General features: G+C 70.1%; 16 protein-coding genes and 1 pseudogene. 1 reads left to right on the forward strand and 16 read right to left on the reverse strand.

The window, feature by feature from the left end; all coding sequences use genetic code 11:
- Positions 1–52 precede the first annotated feature (52 nt).
- The 12 genes and pseudogenes from argH to MTY59_RS23175 all read right to left on the reverse strand — a co-directional run bounded on the left by argH (position 53) and on the right by MTY59_RS23175 (position 13,975).
- Positions 53–1,471, reverse strand: a complete 1,419-nt coding sequence (gene argH, locus MTY59_RS23120; RefSeq protein WP_221043218.1) for an argininosuccinate lyase — start codon at positions 1,469–1,471, stop codon at positions 53–55.
- The gene (locus MTY59_RS23125) at positions 1,468–2,688 is read right to left on the reverse strand and encodes an argininosuccinate synthase (protein ID WP_221043219.1); all 1,221 of its coding nucleotides are present in this window, start codon (positions 2,686–2,688) and stop codon (positions 1,468–1,470) included. The genes argH and MTY59_RS23125 overlap by 4 nt, the downstream gene beginning before the upstream one ends.
- Positions 2,689–2,714: 26 nt before the next feature.
- Positions 2,715–3,209 carry an arginine repressor gene (locus MTY59_RS23130; protein ID WP_221043220.1) on the reverse strand — a complete coding sequence of 165 codons (495 nt, stop codon included), beginning with the start codon at positions 3,207–3,209 and terminating at the stop codon, positions 2,715–2,717.
- Positions 3,206–4,132 (reverse strand): ornithine carbamoyltransferase, encoded by a 927-nt coding sequence (gene argF, locus MTY59_RS23135; protein ID WP_221043221.1) that lies wholly within the window; start codon positions 4,130–4,132, stop codon positions 3,206–3,208. Before argF ends, MTY59_RS23130 begins: the two co-directional genes overlap by 4 nt.
- A complete protein-coding gene (locus MTY59_RS23140) occupies positions 4,129–5,292 on the reverse strand; it encodes an acetylornithine transaminase (RefSeq protein ID WP_250160899.1) in 1,164 nt (387 codons plus the stop codon). Before MTY59_RS23140 ends, argF begins: the two co-directional genes overlap by 4 nt.
- Before the next feature lie 75 nt (positions 5,293–5,367).
- Entirely contained in the window at positions 5,368–6,255 is an 888-nt protein-coding gene (argB, locus tag MTY59_RS23145; protein ID WP_221043222.1) for an acetylglutamate kinase, read from the reverse strand.
- Complete coding sequence (gene argJ, locus MTY59_RS23150) at positions 6,252–7,466, reverse strand: bifunctional glutamate N-acetyltransferase/amino-acid acetyltransferase ArgJ (protein ID WP_221043223.1); 1,215 nt, start codon at positions 7,464–7,466, stop codon at positions 6,252–6,254. The genes argB and argJ overlap by 4 nt, the downstream gene beginning before the upstream one ends.
- Positions 7,463–8,522, reverse strand: a pseudogene (gene argC / locus MTY59_RS23155) (N-acetyl-gamma-glutamyl-phosphate reductase). Before argC ends, argJ begins: the two are co-directional and overlap by 4 nt.
- Before the next feature lie 30 nt (positions 8,523–8,552).
- Positions 8,553–11,048 carry a phenylalanine--tRNA ligase subunit beta gene (pheT, locus tag MTY59_RS23160; protein WP_221043225.1) on the reverse strand — a complete coding sequence of 832 codons (2,496 nt, stop codon included), beginning with the start codon at positions 11,046–11,048 and terminating at the stop codon, positions 8,553–8,555.
- Complete coding sequence (gene pheS / locus MTY59_RS23165; RefSeq protein ID WP_221043226.1) at positions 11,048–12,091, reverse strand: phenylalanine--tRNA ligase subunit alpha; 1,044 nt, start codon at positions 12,089–12,091, stop codon at positions 11,048–11,050. The genes pheT and pheS overlap by 1 nt, the downstream gene beginning before the upstream one ends.
- Positions 12,092–12,235: 144 nt before the next feature.
- Complete coding sequence (locus tag MTY59_RS23170; RefSeq protein ID WP_221046611.1) at positions 12,236–13,054, reverse strand: rhomboid-like protein; 819 nt, start codon at positions 13,052–13,054, stop codon at positions 12,236–12,238.
- 9 nt (positions 13,055–13,063) lie between these two features.
- A complete protein-coding gene (locus MTY59_RS23175; protein ID WP_221043227.1) occupies positions 13,064–13,975 on the reverse strand; it encodes an adenylate/guanylate cyclase domain-containing protein in 912 nt (303 codons plus the stop codon).
- 211 nt (positions 13,976–14,186) lie between these two features.
- Here MTY59_RS23175 and MTY59_RS23180 point away from each other — a divergent pair, with 211 nt between their 5' ends.
- Positions 14,187–15,266, forward strand: a complete 1,080-nt coding sequence (locus MTY59_RS23180) for an oxygenase MpaB family protein (RefSeq protein ID WP_221043228.1) — start codon at positions 14,187–14,189, stop codon at positions 15,264–15,266.
- Here MTY59_RS23180 and MTY59_RS23185 read toward each other — a convergent pair.
- The 4 genes from MTY59_RS23185 to infC form a co-directional block, all read right to left on the reverse strand.
- Entirely contained in the window at positions 15,253–16,053 is an 801-nt protein-coding gene (locus MTY59_RS23185; protein WP_221046612.1) for a TrmH family RNA methyltransferase, read from the reverse strand. The two genes, MTY59_RS23180 and MTY59_RS23185, sit on opposite strands and share 14 nt — an antisense overlap.
- A 24-nt stretch (positions 16,054–16,077) precedes the next feature.
- On the reverse strand, positions 16,078–16,473 hold the full coding sequence (gene rplT / locus MTY59_RS23190) for a 50S ribosomal protein L20 (RefSeq protein WP_007776071.1): 396 nt from the start codon (positions 16,471–16,473) through the stop codon (positions 16,078–16,080).
- 80 nt (positions 16,474–16,553) lie between these two features.
- Positions 16,554–16,748 carry a 50S ribosomal protein L35 gene (gene rpmI, locus MTY59_RS23195; RefSeq protein ID WP_064883419.1) on the reverse strand — a complete coding sequence of 65 codons (195 nt, stop codon included), beginning with the start codon at positions 16,746–16,748 and terminating at the stop codon, positions 16,554–16,556.
- A gap of 56 nt (positions 16,749–16,804) precedes the next feature.
- The gene (infC, locus tag MTY59_RS23200) at positions 16,805–17,410 is read right to left on the reverse strand and encodes a translation initiation factor IF-3 (protein ID WP_221046613.1); all 606 of its coding nucleotides are present in this window, start codon (positions 17,408–17,410) and stop codon (positions 16,805–16,807) included.
- Positions 17,411–17,722 lie beyond the last annotated feature (312 nt).

The raw sequence follows: 17,722 nt of genomic DNA on the forward strand, positions 1-17,722 counted from the left end.
AGCCCGAAGTCTAGTCTGCCTGCCACGGCCCGTCAGGGAAACCAACTTCATCTCAACCGTCGCCGCGCAGCTGGGTTTTGAGCCTATCGGCGCTGGCCAGGACGGTTTCGATCTGCTCGGCGACCCGAACCGGCGCGGTGCCACCGCGCGCGTCGCGCGAGGACACCGAGCCCTCGATCGTCAAAACGTAACGGACCTGTGGTGTGAGATCGGGGCTGATGGCGGCCAATTCGTCGTCGGTCAGCTCGTCGAGGCCGACGGCCCGCTGTTCGGCGGCGCGCACCGCGGCGCCGGCCGCCTCGTGCGCGGACCGGAACGGCACCCCCTGGCGCACCAGCCATTCGGCGATGTCGGTGGCCAGCGTGTAGCCGGCCGGGGCCAGCGCGGCCATCCGCTCGGTGTCGAAGGTCAGGCTGCCCACGAGCCCGGCCATCGCGGGCAGCACCAGCTCGAGCTGGGCCACCGAATCGAACACCGGTTCCTTGTCTTCCTGCAGGTCACGGTTGTAGGCGAGCGGCTGGGCCTTCAGCGTTGCCAGCAGGCCGGTCAGGTTCCCGATCAGCCGGCCGGACTTGCCGCGCGCCAGCTCGGCGATGTCGGGGTTCTTCTTCTGCGGCATGATCGAGCTGCCGGTCGACCACGAATCGTGCAGGGTGACGTAGCCGAATTCCGTCGAGCTCCACAGGATGACGTCCTCGGCTAGCCGGGACAGGTCGACCCCGATCATGGCGAACACGAAGGCGGCCTCCGCCGCAAAATCGCGGGATGCGGTCGCGTCGATGGAGTTGTCGGCCGCGGCGGCGAAACCGAGCTCCGCGGCGATCGCGTCGGGGTCCAGACCCAGCGACGAGCCGGCCAGCGCGCCCGACCCGTACGGGGACACCCCCGCGCGCCGGTCGAAGTCGACGATCCGGTCGACGTCACGCAGCAGCGGGTGCGCGTGCGCCAGCAGGTGATGGGCCAGCAGCACCGGCTGCGCGGACTGCATATGGGTCTTGCCCGGCATGATGGCGCTCGGATGGGCGGCGGCCTGAGCCGCCAGCGCGCCGACGACGTCCAACGCCCCCGCGGCGACCCGGCGCACCGCGTCGCGCAGCCACATCCGGAACAGGGTGGCCACCTGGTCGTTGCGCGACCGACCAGCCCGCAGCCGCCCGCCCAGATCGGGCCCGACCCGGTCGATCAGCCCGCGCTCCAGCGCCCCGTGCACGTCCTCATCGGTGACCAGTGGTGCGAAGCTGCCGTCGGCGACGTCCTCGGCGAGCTGATCCAAACCCGCGAGCAGCCCATCGCGCTGCTCCTCGTTCAGCAGGCCGGCCCGGAACAGGATCACGGTGTGGGCCCGCGAGGCGACGATGTCGTAGGGGGCCAGCACCCAGTCGAAATGGGTGGACTTGCTCAGCGCGGCCAGCGCATCCGACGGGCCGTCCGCGAATCGCCCGCCCCACAACGACCCCTCGCGAGTGCTCACGCTTCGGCCGGGCCCTCGTCGAAGGCCTGGTCCCGGCGGGACGCGATCTTCGACGACAGCCCGTGCACGTAGACGAAACCCTTGGCGGCCGACTGGTCGAAGCTGTCGCCCTCGTCGTAGGTGGCCAGGTTGAAGTCGTACAGGGATTCCGCGCTGCGCCGCCCGTTGACCGCAATGTGGCCGCCGTGCAACACCATTCGCACTTCACCCGTCACGTGCTCCTGGGTCTTGGTGACGAAGCTTTCCAGCGCGTCCTTGAGCGGCGAGTACCACAACCCGTCGTAAACCAGCTCGGCCCAGCGCTGATCGGTGTGCCGCTTGAACCGGCCCAATTCCCGCTCCAGCGTGACGTGTTCGAGCTCGGTGTGCGCGGTGATGAGCACCATGGCACCGGGCGCCTCATAGATCTCGCGGCTCTTGATGCCCACCAGCCGGTCCTCGACGACGTCGAGGCGGCCGACGCCCTGGGCCCCGGCGCGGGTGTTGAGTTCCTCGATGGCGCCCAGCACCGACACCCGCTTGCCGTCGATCGTCACCGGCACGCCGCGCTCGAACCCGACGATCACCTCGTCGGGCGTGCTCCAATTCAGCGTGGGGTCCTCGGTGTAGGCGTACACGTCCTTGGTGGGGGCGTTCCAAAGGTGTTCCAGGAAGCCGGTTTCCACCGCGCGGCCCCACACGTTCTGGTCGATGGAGAACGGGGAGCGTTTGGTCACGTTGATCGGGATGGCGTTTTCTTCGGCGAACGCGATCGCCTTCTCCCGCGTCCAGGCGTAATCGCGGACCGGCGCCAGCACCTCGAGATCGGGTGCCAGCGAACCGAATCCGACCTCGAACCGGACCTGGTCGTTGCCCTTGCCGGTGCAGCCGTGCGCGACGATGCCGCCGCCGTGTTCGCGCGCGGCCGCGACTAGGTGCTTGACGATCAGCGGCCGGCTGATCGCCGACACCAGCGGGTAGCGATCCATGTAGAGGGCGTTGGACAGGATGGTGGGCAGGCAGTAGCCTTCGGCGAACTCGTCGCGGGCGTCGACGACGACGGCTTCCACCGCGCCGCAGTCCAGGGCCCGCTGGCGAATGACCTCCATGTCTTCGCCGCCTTGACCGAGGTCGATCGCCACCGCTACGACCTCACGGCCGGTCTCCTTGCCGATCCAGCTGATGGCCACCGAGGTGTCCAGCCCGCCGGAATACGCCAGGATGACGCGTTCTGACATGAACCAATCTCCTTAGGTTGAAACGCTTACGTGAGTTTTTCCAGGGTGCTGGCCAGCTCGGCGCCGGTCATCGGCTCTCGAGCGGCCACGAAGACGGTGTCATCGCCGGCGATGGTGCCGACGACGTACGGTAGCGCCGCGCGGTCGATCGCGCTGGCCAGGTAGTCGGCGGCGCCGGGCGGGGTGCGCAGCACCGCCAGGTTGGCGCTGGCGTCGGCCGACACCAGCAGTTCGCTCAGCAGCCGGGACAGCCGCGCGGTGCCGCCGGACACCCCGCGCACCGGGTTGCCGTCCTCGGGAACCATGTAGACGCCGACGCCGCCGTCGGCGCCGCGCAGCTTGACCGCGCCCAGTTCTTCCAGGTCCCGCGACAGGGTGGCCTGGGTGACGTCGATGCCCTCGTCGGCCAGCAGCGCCGCCAGTTCGCTCTGGCTGCGCACCTCGGCCGACGACAGGATGGCCACGATGCGGGCCTGCCTGCCGGCCCGGGTGGTTTCGGGTGTGGCCTTGCTGCGAGTCATCGCGACCGCTCCAGCAGCCAGGCCAGCAGCGCTTTTTGGGCGTGCAACCGGTTTTCGGCCTCGTCCCAGACCACGCTGGCCGGCCCGTCCATCACCTCGTCGGTGATCTCGTCGCCGCGGTGAGCCGGAAGACAGTGCAGCACAATGGCTTCCCGGTCGGCCAGGGACAGCAGCCGGGCGTTGATCTGGTACGGCTGGAACGGGGTGAGGCGGTCCAGGCCGTCGTCCTCCTGCCCCATCGACGTCCAGGTGTCGGTGACCAGCACGTCGGCGCCCCGCGCGGCCGCGTCGGCGTCGGTGGTGACGGTGACCGAGGCGCCGGTGTCCTCGGCGCGCCGCCGGGCCGCGGCCACGAACGCCTCGTCCGGGGCGAATCCGTCGGGCGCGGCGACGGTGACGTGCAGGCCGGCCGTGACGCCACCGAGCATCAGCGAGTGGGCCATGTTGTTGGCGCCGTCACCGAAATAGGCCATGCGCAAACCGGTTAGCGATCCCTTGCGCTCGGCGATGGTTTGCAGATCGGCCAGCACCTGGCAGGGGTGGAACGCATCGGAGAGTGCGTTGACCACCGGCACCGTCGCGGCCGAGGCCATCGCGTCGAGGCGCTCCTGACCGAACGTGCGCCAGACGATGGCCTCGACGTAGCGCGACAGCACCCGCGCGGTGTCCTCCAGGGTTTCATCGCGCCCCAGCTGGGTGCTGCGGGCGTCGACGACGACGGCGTGCCCGCCGAGCTGGGCGATGCCCACCTCGAACGAGAACCGGGTGCGGGTGGAGTTCTTGTCGAACAGGACCGCGACGCCGCGCGGACCCTCCAGCGGGCGGGCGGTGAACGGATCCTTCTTCAATTCGGCGGCCAGCTGCAGCACCTCGGCCTGCTCGGCGGGCGACAGGTCGTCGTCGCGCAAGAAGTGGCGGATCATGCTGCGGCTCCTGCTGCTTCGTCGAGGATGCCCGGCAGCGCGGCGACGAAGCCGTCGACCTGGGCTTCGGTGATGATCAGCGGCGGCGCCAGCCGGACGACGTCGGGTGCGGCCGCGTTCACCAGGAATCCGGCCCGGCGCGCGGCCGCTTCGGCGTCCTTGGCGCGGGGCGCGGTGAGCGCCACCCCGCAGAGCAGCCCGCGGCCGCGCACGTGGCCGATCAACGGGTGGCCCAGCGCCTCGATGCCGTGGCGCAGCGACTTGCCCAGCACCTCGGCGTGCCGGACCAGGTTCTGCTCGGCCAGCACCCGCAGCACCGCGAGCGCCGCCGCCGCGCAGACGGGGTTGCCGCCGAAGGTGCTGCCGTGCAGGCCGGGTGTCATCAGGTCGGCGGCCGGCCCGACGGCCAGGCAGGCGCCGATGGGCAGCCCGCCGCCGAGCCCCTTGGCCAGTGTCACCACGTCGGGGGTGATGCCGTCGTGCTGGTGGGCGAAAAACGTTCCGGTGCGGCCCATCCCGGTCTGCACCTCGTCGAGCACCAGCAGCGCCCCGTGCCGCGCGGTGATGTCGCGGGCGGCGACCAGGTAACCCTCGGGCGGGACGACGACGCCGCTCTCCCCCATGATCGGCTCCAGGAACACGGCGGCGGTGGCGTCGTCGACCGCGGCGGCCAGGGCGTCGGCGTCGCCGTAGGGCACGTGCGTGACGTCGCCGGGCAGCGGCGCGAACGGCGCCTGCTTGCTCGGCTGCCCGGTCAGCGCCAGCGAGCCCATGGTCCGGCCGTGGAAAGCCTCTTGAGCGGCAACCAGTTTGGTGCGACCGGTGAGCCGCGACAGCTTGAACGCCACTTCGTTGGCCTCGGTGCCGGAGTTGCAGAAGAACACCCGCGCGTCGGTAGCGGATTCGTTGCCGGCGCCCAGCAGGGCCACGAGTTCTTCGGCCAGCGCGAGGCTCGGTTCGGTGGCATACAGGTTCGACGTGTGGCCCAGCGTCGACATCTGGTGGGTGACGGCCTCGACGATCGCGGGGTGGCGGTGGCCCAGGACGTTGACCGCGATGCCGCCGAGCAGGTCGAGATAGGCCTTGCCGTCCACGTCGGTGACCACGGCGCCCTCGCCGCTGGCCAAAGCCATCGGCGGGGTGCCGTAGTTGTTCATCATCACGGCTTCCCACCGCCGCTTGATGCGGTCGGTGTTGCTCTCAGCCAATGGTGACGCTCCTCTGCATCGTCGCCGTCACGCGCTCACCACCTTGGTGCCGGTGCCCTCGTCGGTGAAAAGCTCCACCAGCACGCAGTGTTCGACCCGCCCGTCGATGACGTGCGCGCTCGGCACGCCCGCGGTCACCGCCCGCAGACAGGCTTCGACCTTGGGAATCATGCCGGCCTCCAGCGTGGGTAGCAGTTGTGACAGTGTGGCGGTGTCGATTTCGCTGACCAGCGAACCGCGGTCCGGCCAGCTGGTGTATAGGCCTTCGACATCGGTGAGCATCAACAGCTTCTCGGCGTTCAGCGCCTCGGCCAGCGCCGCCGCGGCGGTGTCGGCGTTGATGTTGTGCACCACGCCCTCGGCATCCGGGGCCAGCGTCGACACCACCGGAATGCGCCGTGCGGCAATCAGATCCAGCACCGCGGCGGTGTTGACCATCTCGACGTCGCCCACCAGGCCGATGTCGGTGGCCACGCCGTCCACGGTGACGCTGCGCCGCACCGCGGTGAACAACTGGGCGTCCTCGCCGGTGATGCCGACGGCATACGGCCCGTGCGCGTTGATCAGGTTGACCAGCTCGCGGCCGACCTGGCCGAACAACACCATCCGCGCCACGTCGAGCACTTCCGGTGTGGTGACCCGGAATCCGCCCTTGAAGTCGCCGGCGATGCCGAGCCGGCGCAGCATCGCGGTGATCTGCGGGCCGCCGCCGTGCACGACGACGGGATGAACGCCGCAGTTACGCAGGAACGCCATGTCGGCGGCGAACGCATGGCGCAGCGTGTCGTCGGTCATGGCGTTGCCGCCGTACTTGATGACGACGATCTTGCCGTGCAGCTGCTTGAGCCAGGGCAGGGCTTCGGCGAGCACCTGCGCCTTGACCGCGGTGGGCAGCGCTTCGGTAGCGGAGCTCATGAGCTGTAGGCCGAATTCTCTTCTACGTAACCGTGCGACAGATCGGTGGTCCGGATGGTCACCCGGCCGTCGCCGAGCCCCAGATCGACGGTGATGTCGATGTCGGCTTCGGACAGATCCACCTCGCGCGCTCCCGGGACCCCCGCCCCGTCGGAGAAGACCGCAAAGCCGTTGAACGACACCGTGATCCGGTCGGGATCCAGGGCGATGGGCGCGATGCCGACCGCGGCGAGCACCCGGCCCCAGTTGGGGTCCGAGCCGAACACCGCGGTCTTGACCAGGGAGTCGCGGGCGATCGTCCGGGCGGCGATCAGGGCGTCGTCCTCGGTGGCCGCCCCCTGCACGGTGACGTTGACCCGCTTGGTGACGCCCTCGGCGTCGGCCTGTAGCTGGGCGCACAGGTCGTCGCAGACCCGCAGCACGGCCTCGTCGAGCTCGGCCTGGCTGGGCGCGACGCCGCTGGCCCCCGAGGCCAGCAGCAGCACCGTGTCGTTGGTCGAGCAGGCGCCGTCGATGTCGAGCCGGTCGAAGGTGCGCGCGCTGGCGTGACGCAGCGCGCAGTCCAGGGCGGCGGCATCCACGGCCGCGTCGGTGGTGAGCACGCAGAGCATCGTCGCCAGCGACGGGGCCAGCATGCCGGCGCCCTTGGCCATTCCGCCGACCGTCCAGTTGCCCGGATGGTGCAGCGCAACCTGTTTGGGCACGGTGTCGGTGGTCATGATCGCCTGGGCCGCCTCGTCGCCGCCGGACAGGCCGCCGGCCATGTCCTGCACGATCGTGCGCACCCCGGCGAGCACCTTGTCCATCGGCAACCGGTCACCGATCAAGCCGGTCGAGCACACCGCGACCTCGATGGCGCCGGTCTCGGTCCCCCAGTCCGACAGCGCGGCCGCGACGGCCTCGGCGGTGGCGTGGGTGTCGGCGAATCCGGCGGGTCCGGTGCAGGCGTTGGCGCCGCCGGAGTTGAGGATCACCGCGCGCAGCGCACCGGTGCTCAGCACCTGCTGGCTCCACAGCACCGGCGCGGCCTTGACCTTGTTGCGGGTGAACACCCCGGCCGCCGCGTAGTCGGGTCCCTCGTTGAAGACCAGGGCCAGGTCGCGATTGCCGGACGCCTTGATACCGGCGGCGATGCCGGCGGCCCGGAACCCGGCCGGCGCGGTGACGCCCTGTTCGCGCAGCAACCGCGCATGCGCAGCCGTGGATGTCACGGCGCCACCCCGATCACCGAAAGGCCTTCCGTCTCCGGCCAACCCAGCGCCAGGTTCATCGACTGCACGGCGGCGCCGGCCGTCCCCTTGACCAGGTTGTCGATCGCTGCGATCGCGACGAATGTCTGAGCCGCCTCATCCACCGCGACGGCGATGTGCGCCGCGTTGCTGCCGATCACCGCCCCGGTGCGCGGCAACTGCCCCTCGGGCATCAGGTAGATGAAAGGTTCTGCGTGGTAGGCCTTTTCGTAGGCTTCCCGCAGCCGCGCCAGCGGCGCGCGGGTGCGTGCGGTGCAGGTCGCCAGGATGCCGCGCGACGTCGGGATGAGCACCGGGGTGAACGACACGGTGACGTCGCGGCCGGTGACGGCGCCCAGACCCTGGGCGATCTCGGGGGTGTGGCGGTGCGCGCCGGCGATGTTGTAGGCCCGCGCCGAGCCGATGACCTCCGCACCCAGCAGGTCGGTTTTGGCGGCGCGGCCGGCCCCGGAGGTGCCGCTGACGGCGACCACGGTGACGGCGGGTTCGATCAGGTCCTCGGCCACCGCGGGCAGCAACGCCAGCAGCGCCGCGGTCGGGTAGCAGCCCGGAACCGCGATCCGCCGGGCGCCGCGCAACGGCTCGCGCGCGCCGGGCAGCTCCGGCAGCCCGTACGGCCAGCTGCCGGCGTGCGGCGATCCGTAGAACCGCTCCCACGCCCCCGCGTCGGTGAGCCGGAAGTCGGCGCCGCAGTCGATGATCAACGTGTCGGGCCCGAGCTGTTCGGCCAGGGCGGCCGAATGACCGTGCGGCAGGGCCAGGAACACCACGTCGTGGCCGGCCAGCACGTCGAGCTCGGTCGGCTCGACCACCCGCTGGGCCAGCGGTGTCAGGTGCGGGTGGTGCTCACCGAGCGTGCTGCCGGCGCTGGCGGCCGCGGTCACCGCGCCGATCGTCAGGCGCCCGTGCGCGTAGGCCGGGTGCCCGAGCAGCAAGCGCAGGATTTCACCGCCCGCGTAGCCGCTGGCACCGGCAACCGCCACCTTCAGTCCGTCGGCCATTCCGCCGATTCTGCATGGTTATGCAGTGGTTTGCAAATCCATTCCACTAGGCGCGGAGCTCCGCGCCGACCGCCTCTGCGGCGCGGCGGACCGCGGCATCGCGGGCCGCCGTGGCGTCGTCCTCGGTGAGGGTGCGATCGGGCGCGCGGAACCGCAGCGCGAACGTCAGCGACTTGCGGTCCTCGCCGATCTGCGGGCCGGAGAACACGTCGAACAGTTGCAGGTCTTCGAGCAGCTCCCCCGCGCCCTCGCGGACGGCGTCGGCCACCGCCTGGGCCGGCACGTGCGCAGGCACCACCAGGCTGAGGTCCTGGAAGACGGCCGGGAACGGCGACACCCGGGGCGCGGGCAGCGCCGCGGTGATGGGCATCGCATCCAGGTTCAGCTCGAGGGCGCAGGTGCCCTTGGGCAGCCCGGAGCGCTCGATCACCGCGGGATGCAGCTGGCCCGCGTAACCCACCGGGGTCTCCCCGACGAGCACTTCGGCACACCGACCCGGATGCCACGGCAGCTGCTGCGCCGCGCGCAACCGCACGTCGATTCCGCTCGCGCGGGCGATGATGCGGACCGCCTCGAACGCGTCGGCGGCCTCGGCCCGGCGGCCGGGGCCCCAGGGTCCGCGGCGCTCGCGCAGGCCGGTCAGCACCGCCGCGACGTGCTGCGGCTGACGCGGCAACGACGCGTCGAGCTCGGCGATCTCGATTTCGGTGGGCCGGCGGTCGACGGGGATGAGGTCCACCGCGCGAGTGTTCGCCGTCGGCTGGACCACCTGCGCCAAGGCGTACAGCGACACGTCGACCAGGCCGCGAGAGACGTTGCGCACCAACGCTTCCAGCAATGCGGGCAGCAGCGTGGTGGCCAGGTGCGGGCGGTCGGCCTCCAGCGGGTTGAGCACGTCGGTGGTGGTGCGCCGCGGGTCATCGGCCGGCAGGCCCCACAGGTCGAACACGTCCGCGGGCAAAAACGGCGTCGGCAGGATCTCCACATAGCCGGACTGGGCCAGGGACTTGCCGATGGCGCGGCGGCGCTTCTGCACGTCGGACAGACCCCTGCCGGCCGGCGCCGGCGGCAGCACCGACGGGATGACCTCCAGCCCCTCCAGGCGCAGCACCTCCTCGACGAGGTCGGCGGGCTGCACGAGGTCGGGCCGCCAGCTGGGTGGGGTGACCGTCAACGTGTCGCCCCGCTCGGCCACGTCGGCGCCGATCTGGGCGAGCCGCTTGGCGGTCGTGCCCGCGGCGTAGGGCACCCCGGCGACGCGATCCGGCAGGTCGGCGGCGATCTCGATGGGCGGGAGCGACCAGTCGTCGCGCGGTGGCTCACCGCGCCAATCGGTCAGGCCGTCGGAGACCACTCCGCCCGCGATGTCGGCGAGCAGCGTGGCGCACCGGTCCAGCGCGGCCACCGAGATGGCCGGATCCACGCCCCGCTCGTAGCGGCGGGCGGCTTCGCTGGGCAGGTGCAGCCTGCGCTGGGTGCGCGAGACGGCGGCGGGATCCCAGACGGCGGCCTCGAGCAGCACGTCGGTCGAATCGGCGCGCACCTCGGTGCTTGCAGCGCCCATCACGCCGCCGATCGCGGTGGTCGCCGTGTCGTCGACGATGAGGACGTCGCCGGGCTCGAGTTTGCGCTCGATGTCGTCGAGGGTCACCACGGTCTCGCCGGGCCGGGCGAACCGCACGCCGAAGCTTCCATTGATCCGCTTGCGGTCGTGGGCGTGCATGGGGTGACCGAGCTCGAGCATCACGTAGTTCGTCACGTCGACCGCCGGGGAGGCCGCGCGGATGCCGGACAACAGCAGCCGGCGCTGCAGCCACCACGGCGACACGGCCGCGGGGTCGATGCCGGTGACCGGGCGCAGCGCGAAGCGCCGCACGCCGGTGCCGGGCTGCACGGTCAGCGGCCAGGCCTCGCCGTTGACCGGCAGCGGCTTGATCACCTGGCTGCCGGCCGGGTCGACGAAGTTCAGGTCGTAGGCGCAGGCGATCTCGCGGGCCAGGCCGCGCAACGACATGCAGTAGCCGCGGTCGGGCGTGATCGCCAGGTGGAAGATCACGTCGTCCAGACCCAGCACCGCGGCGCCGTCGGCGCCCGGGTCGGCGGTGCCCGGCGGCAGCACCAGGATCCCGGAATGGTCGGCGCCCAAACCGAGTTCCGCCGCCGAGCAGATCATGCCGTCGGAGTTGCGCCCGTAGGTCTTGCGGGCGGCGATCTGGAAGTCGCCCGGCAGGGTGGTGCCGGGCAGCGCCGCCACGATCAGGTCACCCACGGCGAAGTTGGTTGCACCGCAGACGATCTCACGGTCTTTGCCCTCGCCGACGTCGACGTGGCAGAACCGGATCGGCTTTTTGAAACCGGTGAGTTCTTCGATGGCGGTGACCCGGCCCACGGTCAGGGGTCCCTCGACCGGCCCGAGGGTGGCCACCTCTTCGACCTCGTGGCCGATGCGCACCAGCGCCTGCTCGAGCTCGGCCGGGGCGACGTCCCAGTCCGGCGCGCCGGCCGCCACGATCTCACGTAGCCAGCTGTACGGAACGCGCATCAGGCACCCACCCCGAACGGCAGCGAGAACCGGACGTCGCCCTCGACCATGTCACGCATGTCCGGAATCCCGTTGCGGAACTGCAGCGTTCGTTCCAGGCCCATGCCGAAGGCGAAGCCGGAGTAGACATCCGGGTCAATCCCCGCGGCGCGCAACACGTTTGGGTGCACCATCCCGCAGCCGCCCCATTCCACCCAGCCGGCGCCGCCCTTCTTGCCGACGAACCAGACGTCGACCTCGGCGGAGGGCTCGGTGAACGGGAAGAAATGCGGCCGTATCCGGGTGCGGGCCTCGGGGCCGAACTCGGCGCGCGCGAACGCGTCCAGCGTCCCGCGCAGGTGCGCCATCGTCAGGCCGCGGTCCACCGCCAGGCCCTCGACCTGATGAAACACCGGCGTGTGGGTGGCGTCGAGTTCGTCGGTGCGAAACGTGCGGCCGATCGAGACGATGTAGACGGGCAGCTCGCGGGCGAGCAGGGTGCGCACCTGCACCGGTGAGGTGTGGGTGCGCAGCAGCTGCCGGGAACCGTCGGGCGCGATGTAGAAGGTGTCCTGCTCGCTGCGGGCGGGGTGATCGGCCGGGAAGTTGAGCGCGTCGAAGTTGAACTGCTCGGACTCCACCTCGGGGCCGTCGGCCAGTTCCCAACCCATGGCGATGAAGGTGTCGGCGATGTGTTCGGCCAGGATCGTGATCGGGTGCCGGGCGCCGATCGGCTGCCGGGTCGACGGCAGCGTGACGTCGATGCCTTCGGCGACCAGCACCGCGGCGTCGCGTTCGGCGCGCAGGACCGCCAGCCGGTCGTCGTAGGCCTGCTGGGCATCGGCCCGCGCGGCGTTCACCCGCTTGCCGGCGTCGGCCCGCTCGTCCTTGGGGACGCCGCCCAGCGCCTGGCGCGCCAGGGCCAGCGGTGAGCGGTCACCGAGGTGCTCGGTCTTGACGCGCGCCAGGGTGTCGAGGTCGCCGGCGCGCAGGAAGGCCTCCCGGGCGGCGCTGACCGCTCGGGCCAGGGCTTCCGGCGACAGGTCGACGGGTTGATCACCCACGCGGCGACACTCTCCTTGCTTCAAGGTTGGCTGCACATTGCCCAGCGGCAAGTGCTGATCATAGTGATTCGGCGCGTGGCGCCCGGCGGGCGTGGCAGATGAGCGGCCCGTGGCCGCGGGGCGCAGCGGCAGTCGCGAAGTGGCTTAGCCGGCGACGGCCGGCTGCGGAACGGCCAGCACATCGTCACCGTCGAGCGGCAGGTCCGGCAGGCCGCGACCGCCGGCGAACTTCGCCAGCTTGTAGGCGACGAAGGCACCCAGGAGGCCGAACACCGGTGTCGCCGCCATGGTCCCCCAGTGGTGGGCCAGCATCAGGAAGCCGAAGCCCGAGGACGCCGCCAGCATCAGGTACCGCGCCGGCGTCCAGTGGATCGGCTGCCGGAACCGGGCGGAGACCATCACGCCCAGGATCACCGCGACGGTGTGGCCGGCGTCGGTGAAGTCGCCGCCGATGATCGCCGAAGCGATGCCGGCTGCCACCCACCAGCCGACCCAGGCGGCCCGCCAGCGCGACGGGATCACGGCCGTCATCGCGCCGAGAACCGCCAGCGCGCCGTAGCTCATGCCGACGTCGCTGGCCCGGGTGATGGACATGGGCAGCCAGCCGAACTCGACCGACGCGGCCAGGGCAGCGGCCACCAACAGCGTCGCGCCGATGTGGCCGACCAGGAAGGCGACCATCAGCCGGATGGTGCGCAGATGCAGCTCGGCCAGCGCCAGCAGGCAGGTCAGGAAGGGCAGCCAGAAGTAGAGCGGGCCGGCGTCGACCACCAGCGCGCTGCCCAGCAGAGTGCCCAGGTGGCCGTGGGCGAGGTTGTGCACGTTCGTGCTGGCGCGCTGAACGATGACGTCATGCGCGTGCGGGCCCAGGGCCAGGATGGAGCAACTGATGGCAAGCAGCACCGCGGCATACCCCACGGTGAATTGGACCCGGGCGAGCCGGGACACGATGCCCCCTAACATTGGCACCCATTATGGCTGCGGTTTCGTCTCGGCTGTGTCATCAGAGCCTGACAACTCCTTAAGAGTCTTGAGGCGATATATCGCCAAATCGTCGGGGATGCCGGCGGGCTTCGCCCCGAAAACCGGCTTCCTCGTGCGTTTGGCCTCGACGCCCAACGCGTCCAACTCGCTTTGCGGTATGAGATCTAACGTTGAACTCGACACCATGATTCCACCCTTGGTGGCTCTTTCCATAACCCGTGCGGCGATATTCACATCGACACCGAGCCAGTCCGCCGCCAGCCGCTGCGGTCGCCCGGTGTGAATCCCGACCCGCATCCGGGGCGTATGACCCGCCACCTCGACCGATTTCAGCGCCTCCTTGGCGGCCAGCACGGCCCGCACGGCGACGGTCGGATCGCCGAATACGGCCATCAGGCCGTCGCCCATCCGTTTGACGATGTGCCCGCCGGCGTCGAGCAGGGGTGGCTCGAGCGCCCGCGCCACCTGGCGCAGCAGCGCCAGCGCCGCGTCGTCACCGGCCTCCAGCGACCACGTCGAGAAGCCGACGAGATCGGTGAAGACCAGCGTCACCTCCGCGTTGGCCGGCCGCCGGGACACCCCCTCGGTCAGCGCCTGCCACACCTGCAGCACCCCGAGGCTGACCTCGCGTGACACCGCGTCGCGATCCCCCAGCAACCGGTCGGCCGCGCGCGCCGCGGCACGCGGACCGCCGTCGCCCGCCGTGGACAGCGGATCGCCGAACTCGGGGTCGCCGGGCAGCAGCTTGCGCGCGCGCCGGATCAACGCAACCGCCCCGGGGCTTCGGTTGCGGCTGTGCAGCCAGTGAGTCGCGCTGTGCAGTGGAGAGCGTTGCGTCGGGGATTGCGCCTCGGTCTCTTCGCGCTCACCCGGGTCCAGATCGCGACGCGCGAGTTCCACCTGGCCAGGTTATTTGTTTTCGTTCCAGGCAGGCAACGACAGTCCGAGACGGTTCTGCCGAATGTGTCACATCTCGCACCGAAACACCTGATCACGGTGGCGCCACACCGATGTGGAAGCTCGATAACACCCTCGCCGACACATCGCCGAAGTCGTAGACAACACGCGTTGTCAAAGTTATCGTAAGCGCAATCGGAGCAGGAGGCCCGCGATGACTGGCACTGTGAACGCTTGCGGGAGCGAATCCGCGGACCCGCTCGGACCAGATTCCCTGACCTGGAAGTATTTTGGCGATCTGCGCACCGGAATGATGGGTGTCTGGATCGGCGCGATCCAGAACATGTACCCCGAACTCGGGGCGGCCGTCGAGGAGCATTCGATCCTGCTGCGGGAGCCGCTGCAGCGGGTGGCCCGGTCGGTCTACCCGATCATGGGCGTGGTCTACGACGGCGACCGGGCATTGCAGACCGGCCGACAGATCACCAGCTACCACCACACCATCAAGGGCACCGACGCCGCCGGGCGGCGCTATCACGCGCTCAACCCGGAGACCTTCTACTGGGCGCACGCCACGTTTTTCATGTTGATCGTCAAGGTGGCCGAGTACTTCTGCGGCGGCCTGACCGAGGCCGAGAAGCGGCAGCTGTTCGCCGAGCACGTGCAGTGGTACCGGATGTACGGGATGAGCATGCGGCCGGTGCCCGACACGTGGGAGGACTTCCAGGAGTACTGGGAGCGCACCGGCCGAGACACCCTGGAAATCAACCGGGCGACGCTCGACATCTTCCAGATGCGGATCCCGAAGCCGAAGTTCGTCTTGATGCCGACCCCCGTCTGGGACCAGATCTTCAGGCCGCTGGTCGCCGGCCAGCGCTGGATCGCGGCGGGACTTTTCGAGCCCTCGGTGCGCGAGAAGGCCGGAATGCGTTGGACGCCGGGCGACGAGGTATTGCTGCGGTTGTTCGGCAAGCTCGTCGAACTGGCGTTCGTGGCGGTGCCCGACGAGATCCGGCTGCATCCCCGCGCGCTGGCCGCCTACCGCCGCGCCGAGGGTCGGCTGCCCAGCGACGCGCCGCTGGTCGAAGCCCCGCCGTTCGTGGCGCCGCCGCGGGACCGCCGCGGGCTGCCGATGCATTACTTTCCGCCGCCGCCCAAGTCGCCGTTGGACCCCGCGCTGCAGCCCGCCCGGGCCCTGATGGAACGCGCCGGATCCCTGGTGCACACCACGCTGTCGCTGGCCGGCCTGCGGGCGGGCCGCGGTCGGCCGAAGCGGCCGGCTACGGCCGCGTAGGCAGGCTCAGCGCCCGCGCGCTCTGATACAGACAGATGGCCGCGGCCGACGCCACGTTGAGACTCTCCGCGCCGCCGGCCATGGGGATGCGCATGCGGTGGTCGGCCGCCGCCGCGATTTCGGTTGGCAGACCGTGTGATTCGGGGCCGAATAGCCACGCCGTCGGTGCGCCGAGCAGGTCGCTGGCCTGGTCGAGCCGCGTCTCGCCGTCCACGGTGGTGGCGAGCAGCTGCAGGCCCGCGGCGCGCAACGCGTCGAGCGCGGCGGCCGTGTCGGGCGCGACCGCGACCGGAACCGAGAAGATGCTGCCGGCCGACGCGCGCAGGCACTTGCCGTTGTACGGATCGACGCTGTGGCCGCCGATGATCACGCCGGCCGCGCCCAGCGCGTCGGCGAGGCGGATGAGGGTGCCCGCGTTGCCCGGCTCGCTGATCCCGACGGCGACCGCGACCAGCGCGGGCGCGCCGGCCAGCACGTCCCGCAGCTGGGTCTGCGGCGTTTCGCACACGGCGACCAGTCCGGCCGGGGTGACGGTGTCGGACAGCGCTTTCGCCGCGCGCTCGGTGACCGAATGCACCGGGCATCCCGCGGATGCCAAGGTCGCCAGCAGCGACGCATGACGCTGCTGGGCGACCTCGGTGACGAAGACGTCGCGAACCAGGCCGCGGCGGGCGGCGGCCTCCACGAGGTTGGGGCCTTCGGCGAGGAATCGGGCCGCCCGCCGGCGGCCGACGTGGCGGTGCAACTTGACCGCCGCAACCACCCTGGCCGAACGTTCGGTCAGCACCTGGCCGGTCCGCACCGTCTCTGGTTAGGCCGCTTCTCCGGAATCCGAGGGAGCGTTGACGTCCTCGGGCAGTGCCGCCCGCGCGATGTCGACCAGCGCCGTGAAGGCGGCCGGGTCGGCGATCGCGATGTCGGACAGGTTCTTACGGTCCACTTCCACGCCGGCGGCCTTGAGACCCTGGATCAGCCGGTTGTAGGTGATGTCGTTGGCGCGCGCCGCCGCGTTGATCCGGGAGATCCACAGCTTGCGGAACTCGCCCTTGCGCGCACGACGGTCGCGGTAGGCGTAGTTCAGCGAATGAAGTTGCTGCTCTTTGGCCTTGCGGTAGAGCCGGGATCGCTGGCCGCGATAGCCCTTCGAGGCCTTCAGGATGCTGCGCCTCTTCTTGTGGGCGTTGACCGCCCGCTTCACGCGTGCCATTGGATGTTCCTACTCTCGTTCAAAATTAGTTGGTCGGGTCGCCGTGCCAGCTCGCGATGCGGGTCTGGCCGGCGTGGTGGTCAGCCGTTCAGCAGGCTGTTAACGCGCTTGGTGTCGTTGGCCGACACGGTGATTCGGCCGTCCAGGCGGCGGGTCCGCTTCGAGGGCTTGTGCTCGAGCAGGTGCCGGCGGTTGGCCTGCTGGCGGACGATCTTGCCGGTTCCGGTGCGCCGGAACCGCTTTGACGCTCCGCTGTGGGTCTTGGCTTTGGGCATTTTTCCTCTGTTCTATGAAGTGCTCGAGCGCTCGAGCACTTGCTGCTGTCTAGCGGTCAGTTCGACGAAGGTTCGGCTTCGGCGGGCGCATCGTCCGATGCCGCCCCGCCCCCGGGTCCTTCCGGATGCCGCGCCTTGGCGCGAGTCTTCGCGCCGCGATGCGGAGCCAGCACCATCGTCATGTTGCGGCCGTCCTGCTTGGCGGACGTCTCGACGAAGCCGTACTCGGCGACGTCCGCACCCAGGCGCTGGAGCAACCGATAGCCCAGCTCGGGCCGCGACTGCTCGCGTCCGCGGAACATGATGGTGACCTTCACCTTCGATCCCGCTTCCAGGAAGCGGATGACGTGACCCTTTTTGGTCTCGTAGTCGTGATCGTCGATCTTCGGTCGCAGCTTTTGCTCTTTGACGACGGTCTGCTGCTGGTTCCGGCGGGATTCGCGCGCCTTTTGCGCCGCTTCGTATTTGAACTTGCCGTAGTCCATGATCTTGCAGACCGGCGGCCTGGCGTTCGGGGCAACTTCGACAAGGTCGAGATCGGCGTCCGCAGCGACGCGCAGTGCGTCTTCGATGCGCACTATGCCTACCTGCTCTCCCCCTGGGCCGATCAATCGGACTTCAGGTACGCGAATGCGCTCGTTGACGCGGGTCTCAGTGCTGATGGGGCCTCCCTTGTTGGGCTTCTATATGTCGTGCGGTGACGACCGGTCGGGTCGGTCCGGGAAGCAGCGGCGGAGACACCACACCACTAGCAAAAAAGCCCTGCACAAGCAGGGCCCAATGCCGACCGATCGCGGCTGGAAACTAGTCGAGCCGCCCGCGTTGCCCGCGGAACAGGCATCCGCGATGCCTGTGACCGGACCGCTGAACCTTGGAAGATCCGCTCAGGGATTTCGTCGGCGCGCGGTGGGAGTGGGACTCCACTTAACTGTTCCTGGCATTCGCCGGGATGGTCGCAGCCGCCAGTTTAGCAG

This window comes from Mycobacterium senriense, from assembly GCF_019668465.1.
Classification (GTDB): domain Bacteria; phylum Actinomycetota; class Actinomycetes; order Mycobacteriales; family Mycobacteriaceae; genus Mycobacterium; species Mycobacterium senriense.

Excerpts from the sequence above, each read along its gene's own strand:
- MTY59_RS23170 (WP_221046611.1), bottom strand. The coding sequence starts at position 13,054 with ATGTTAGGGGGCATCGTGTCCCGGCTCGCCCGGGTCCAATTCACCGTG.
- MTY59_RS23140 (WP_250160899.1), bottom strand. The coding sequence starts at position 5,292 with ATGATGAACAACTACGGCACCCCGCCGATGGCTTTGGCCAGCGGCGAG.
- pheT (WP_221043225.1), bottom strand. The coding sequence starts at position 11,048 with ATGCGCGTTCCGTACAGCTGGCTACGTGAGATCGTGGCGGCCGGCGCG.
- MTY59_RS23130 (WP_221043220.1), bottom strand. The coding sequence starts at position 3,209 with ATGACTCGCAGCAAGGCCACACCCGAAACCACCCGGGCCGGCAGGCAG.
- MTY59_RS23180 (WP_221043228.1), top strand. The coding sequence starts at position 14,187 with ATGACTGGCACTGTGAACGCTTGCGGGAGCGAATCCGCGGACCCGCTC.
- rplT (WP_007776071.1), bottom strand. The coding sequence starts at position 16,473 with ATGGCACGCGTGAAGCGGGCGGTCAACGCCCACAAGAAGAGGCGCAGC.
- argF (WP_221043221.1), bottom strand. The coding sequence starts at position 4,132 with ATGATCCGCCACTTCTTGCGCGACGACGACCTGTCGCCCGCCGAGCAG.
- argB (WP_221043222.1), bottom strand. The coding sequence starts at position 6,255 with ATGAGCTCCGCTACCGAAGCGCTGCCCACCGCGGTCAAGGCGCAGGTG.
- rpmI (WP_064883419.1), bottom strand. The coding sequence starts at position 16,748 with ATGCCCAAAGCCAAGACCCACAGCGGAGCGTCAAAGCGGTTCCGGCGC.
- MTY59_RS23125 (WP_221043219.1), bottom strand. The coding sequence starts at position 2,688 with ATGTCAGAACGCGTCATCCTGGCGTATTCCGGCGGGCTGGACACCTCG.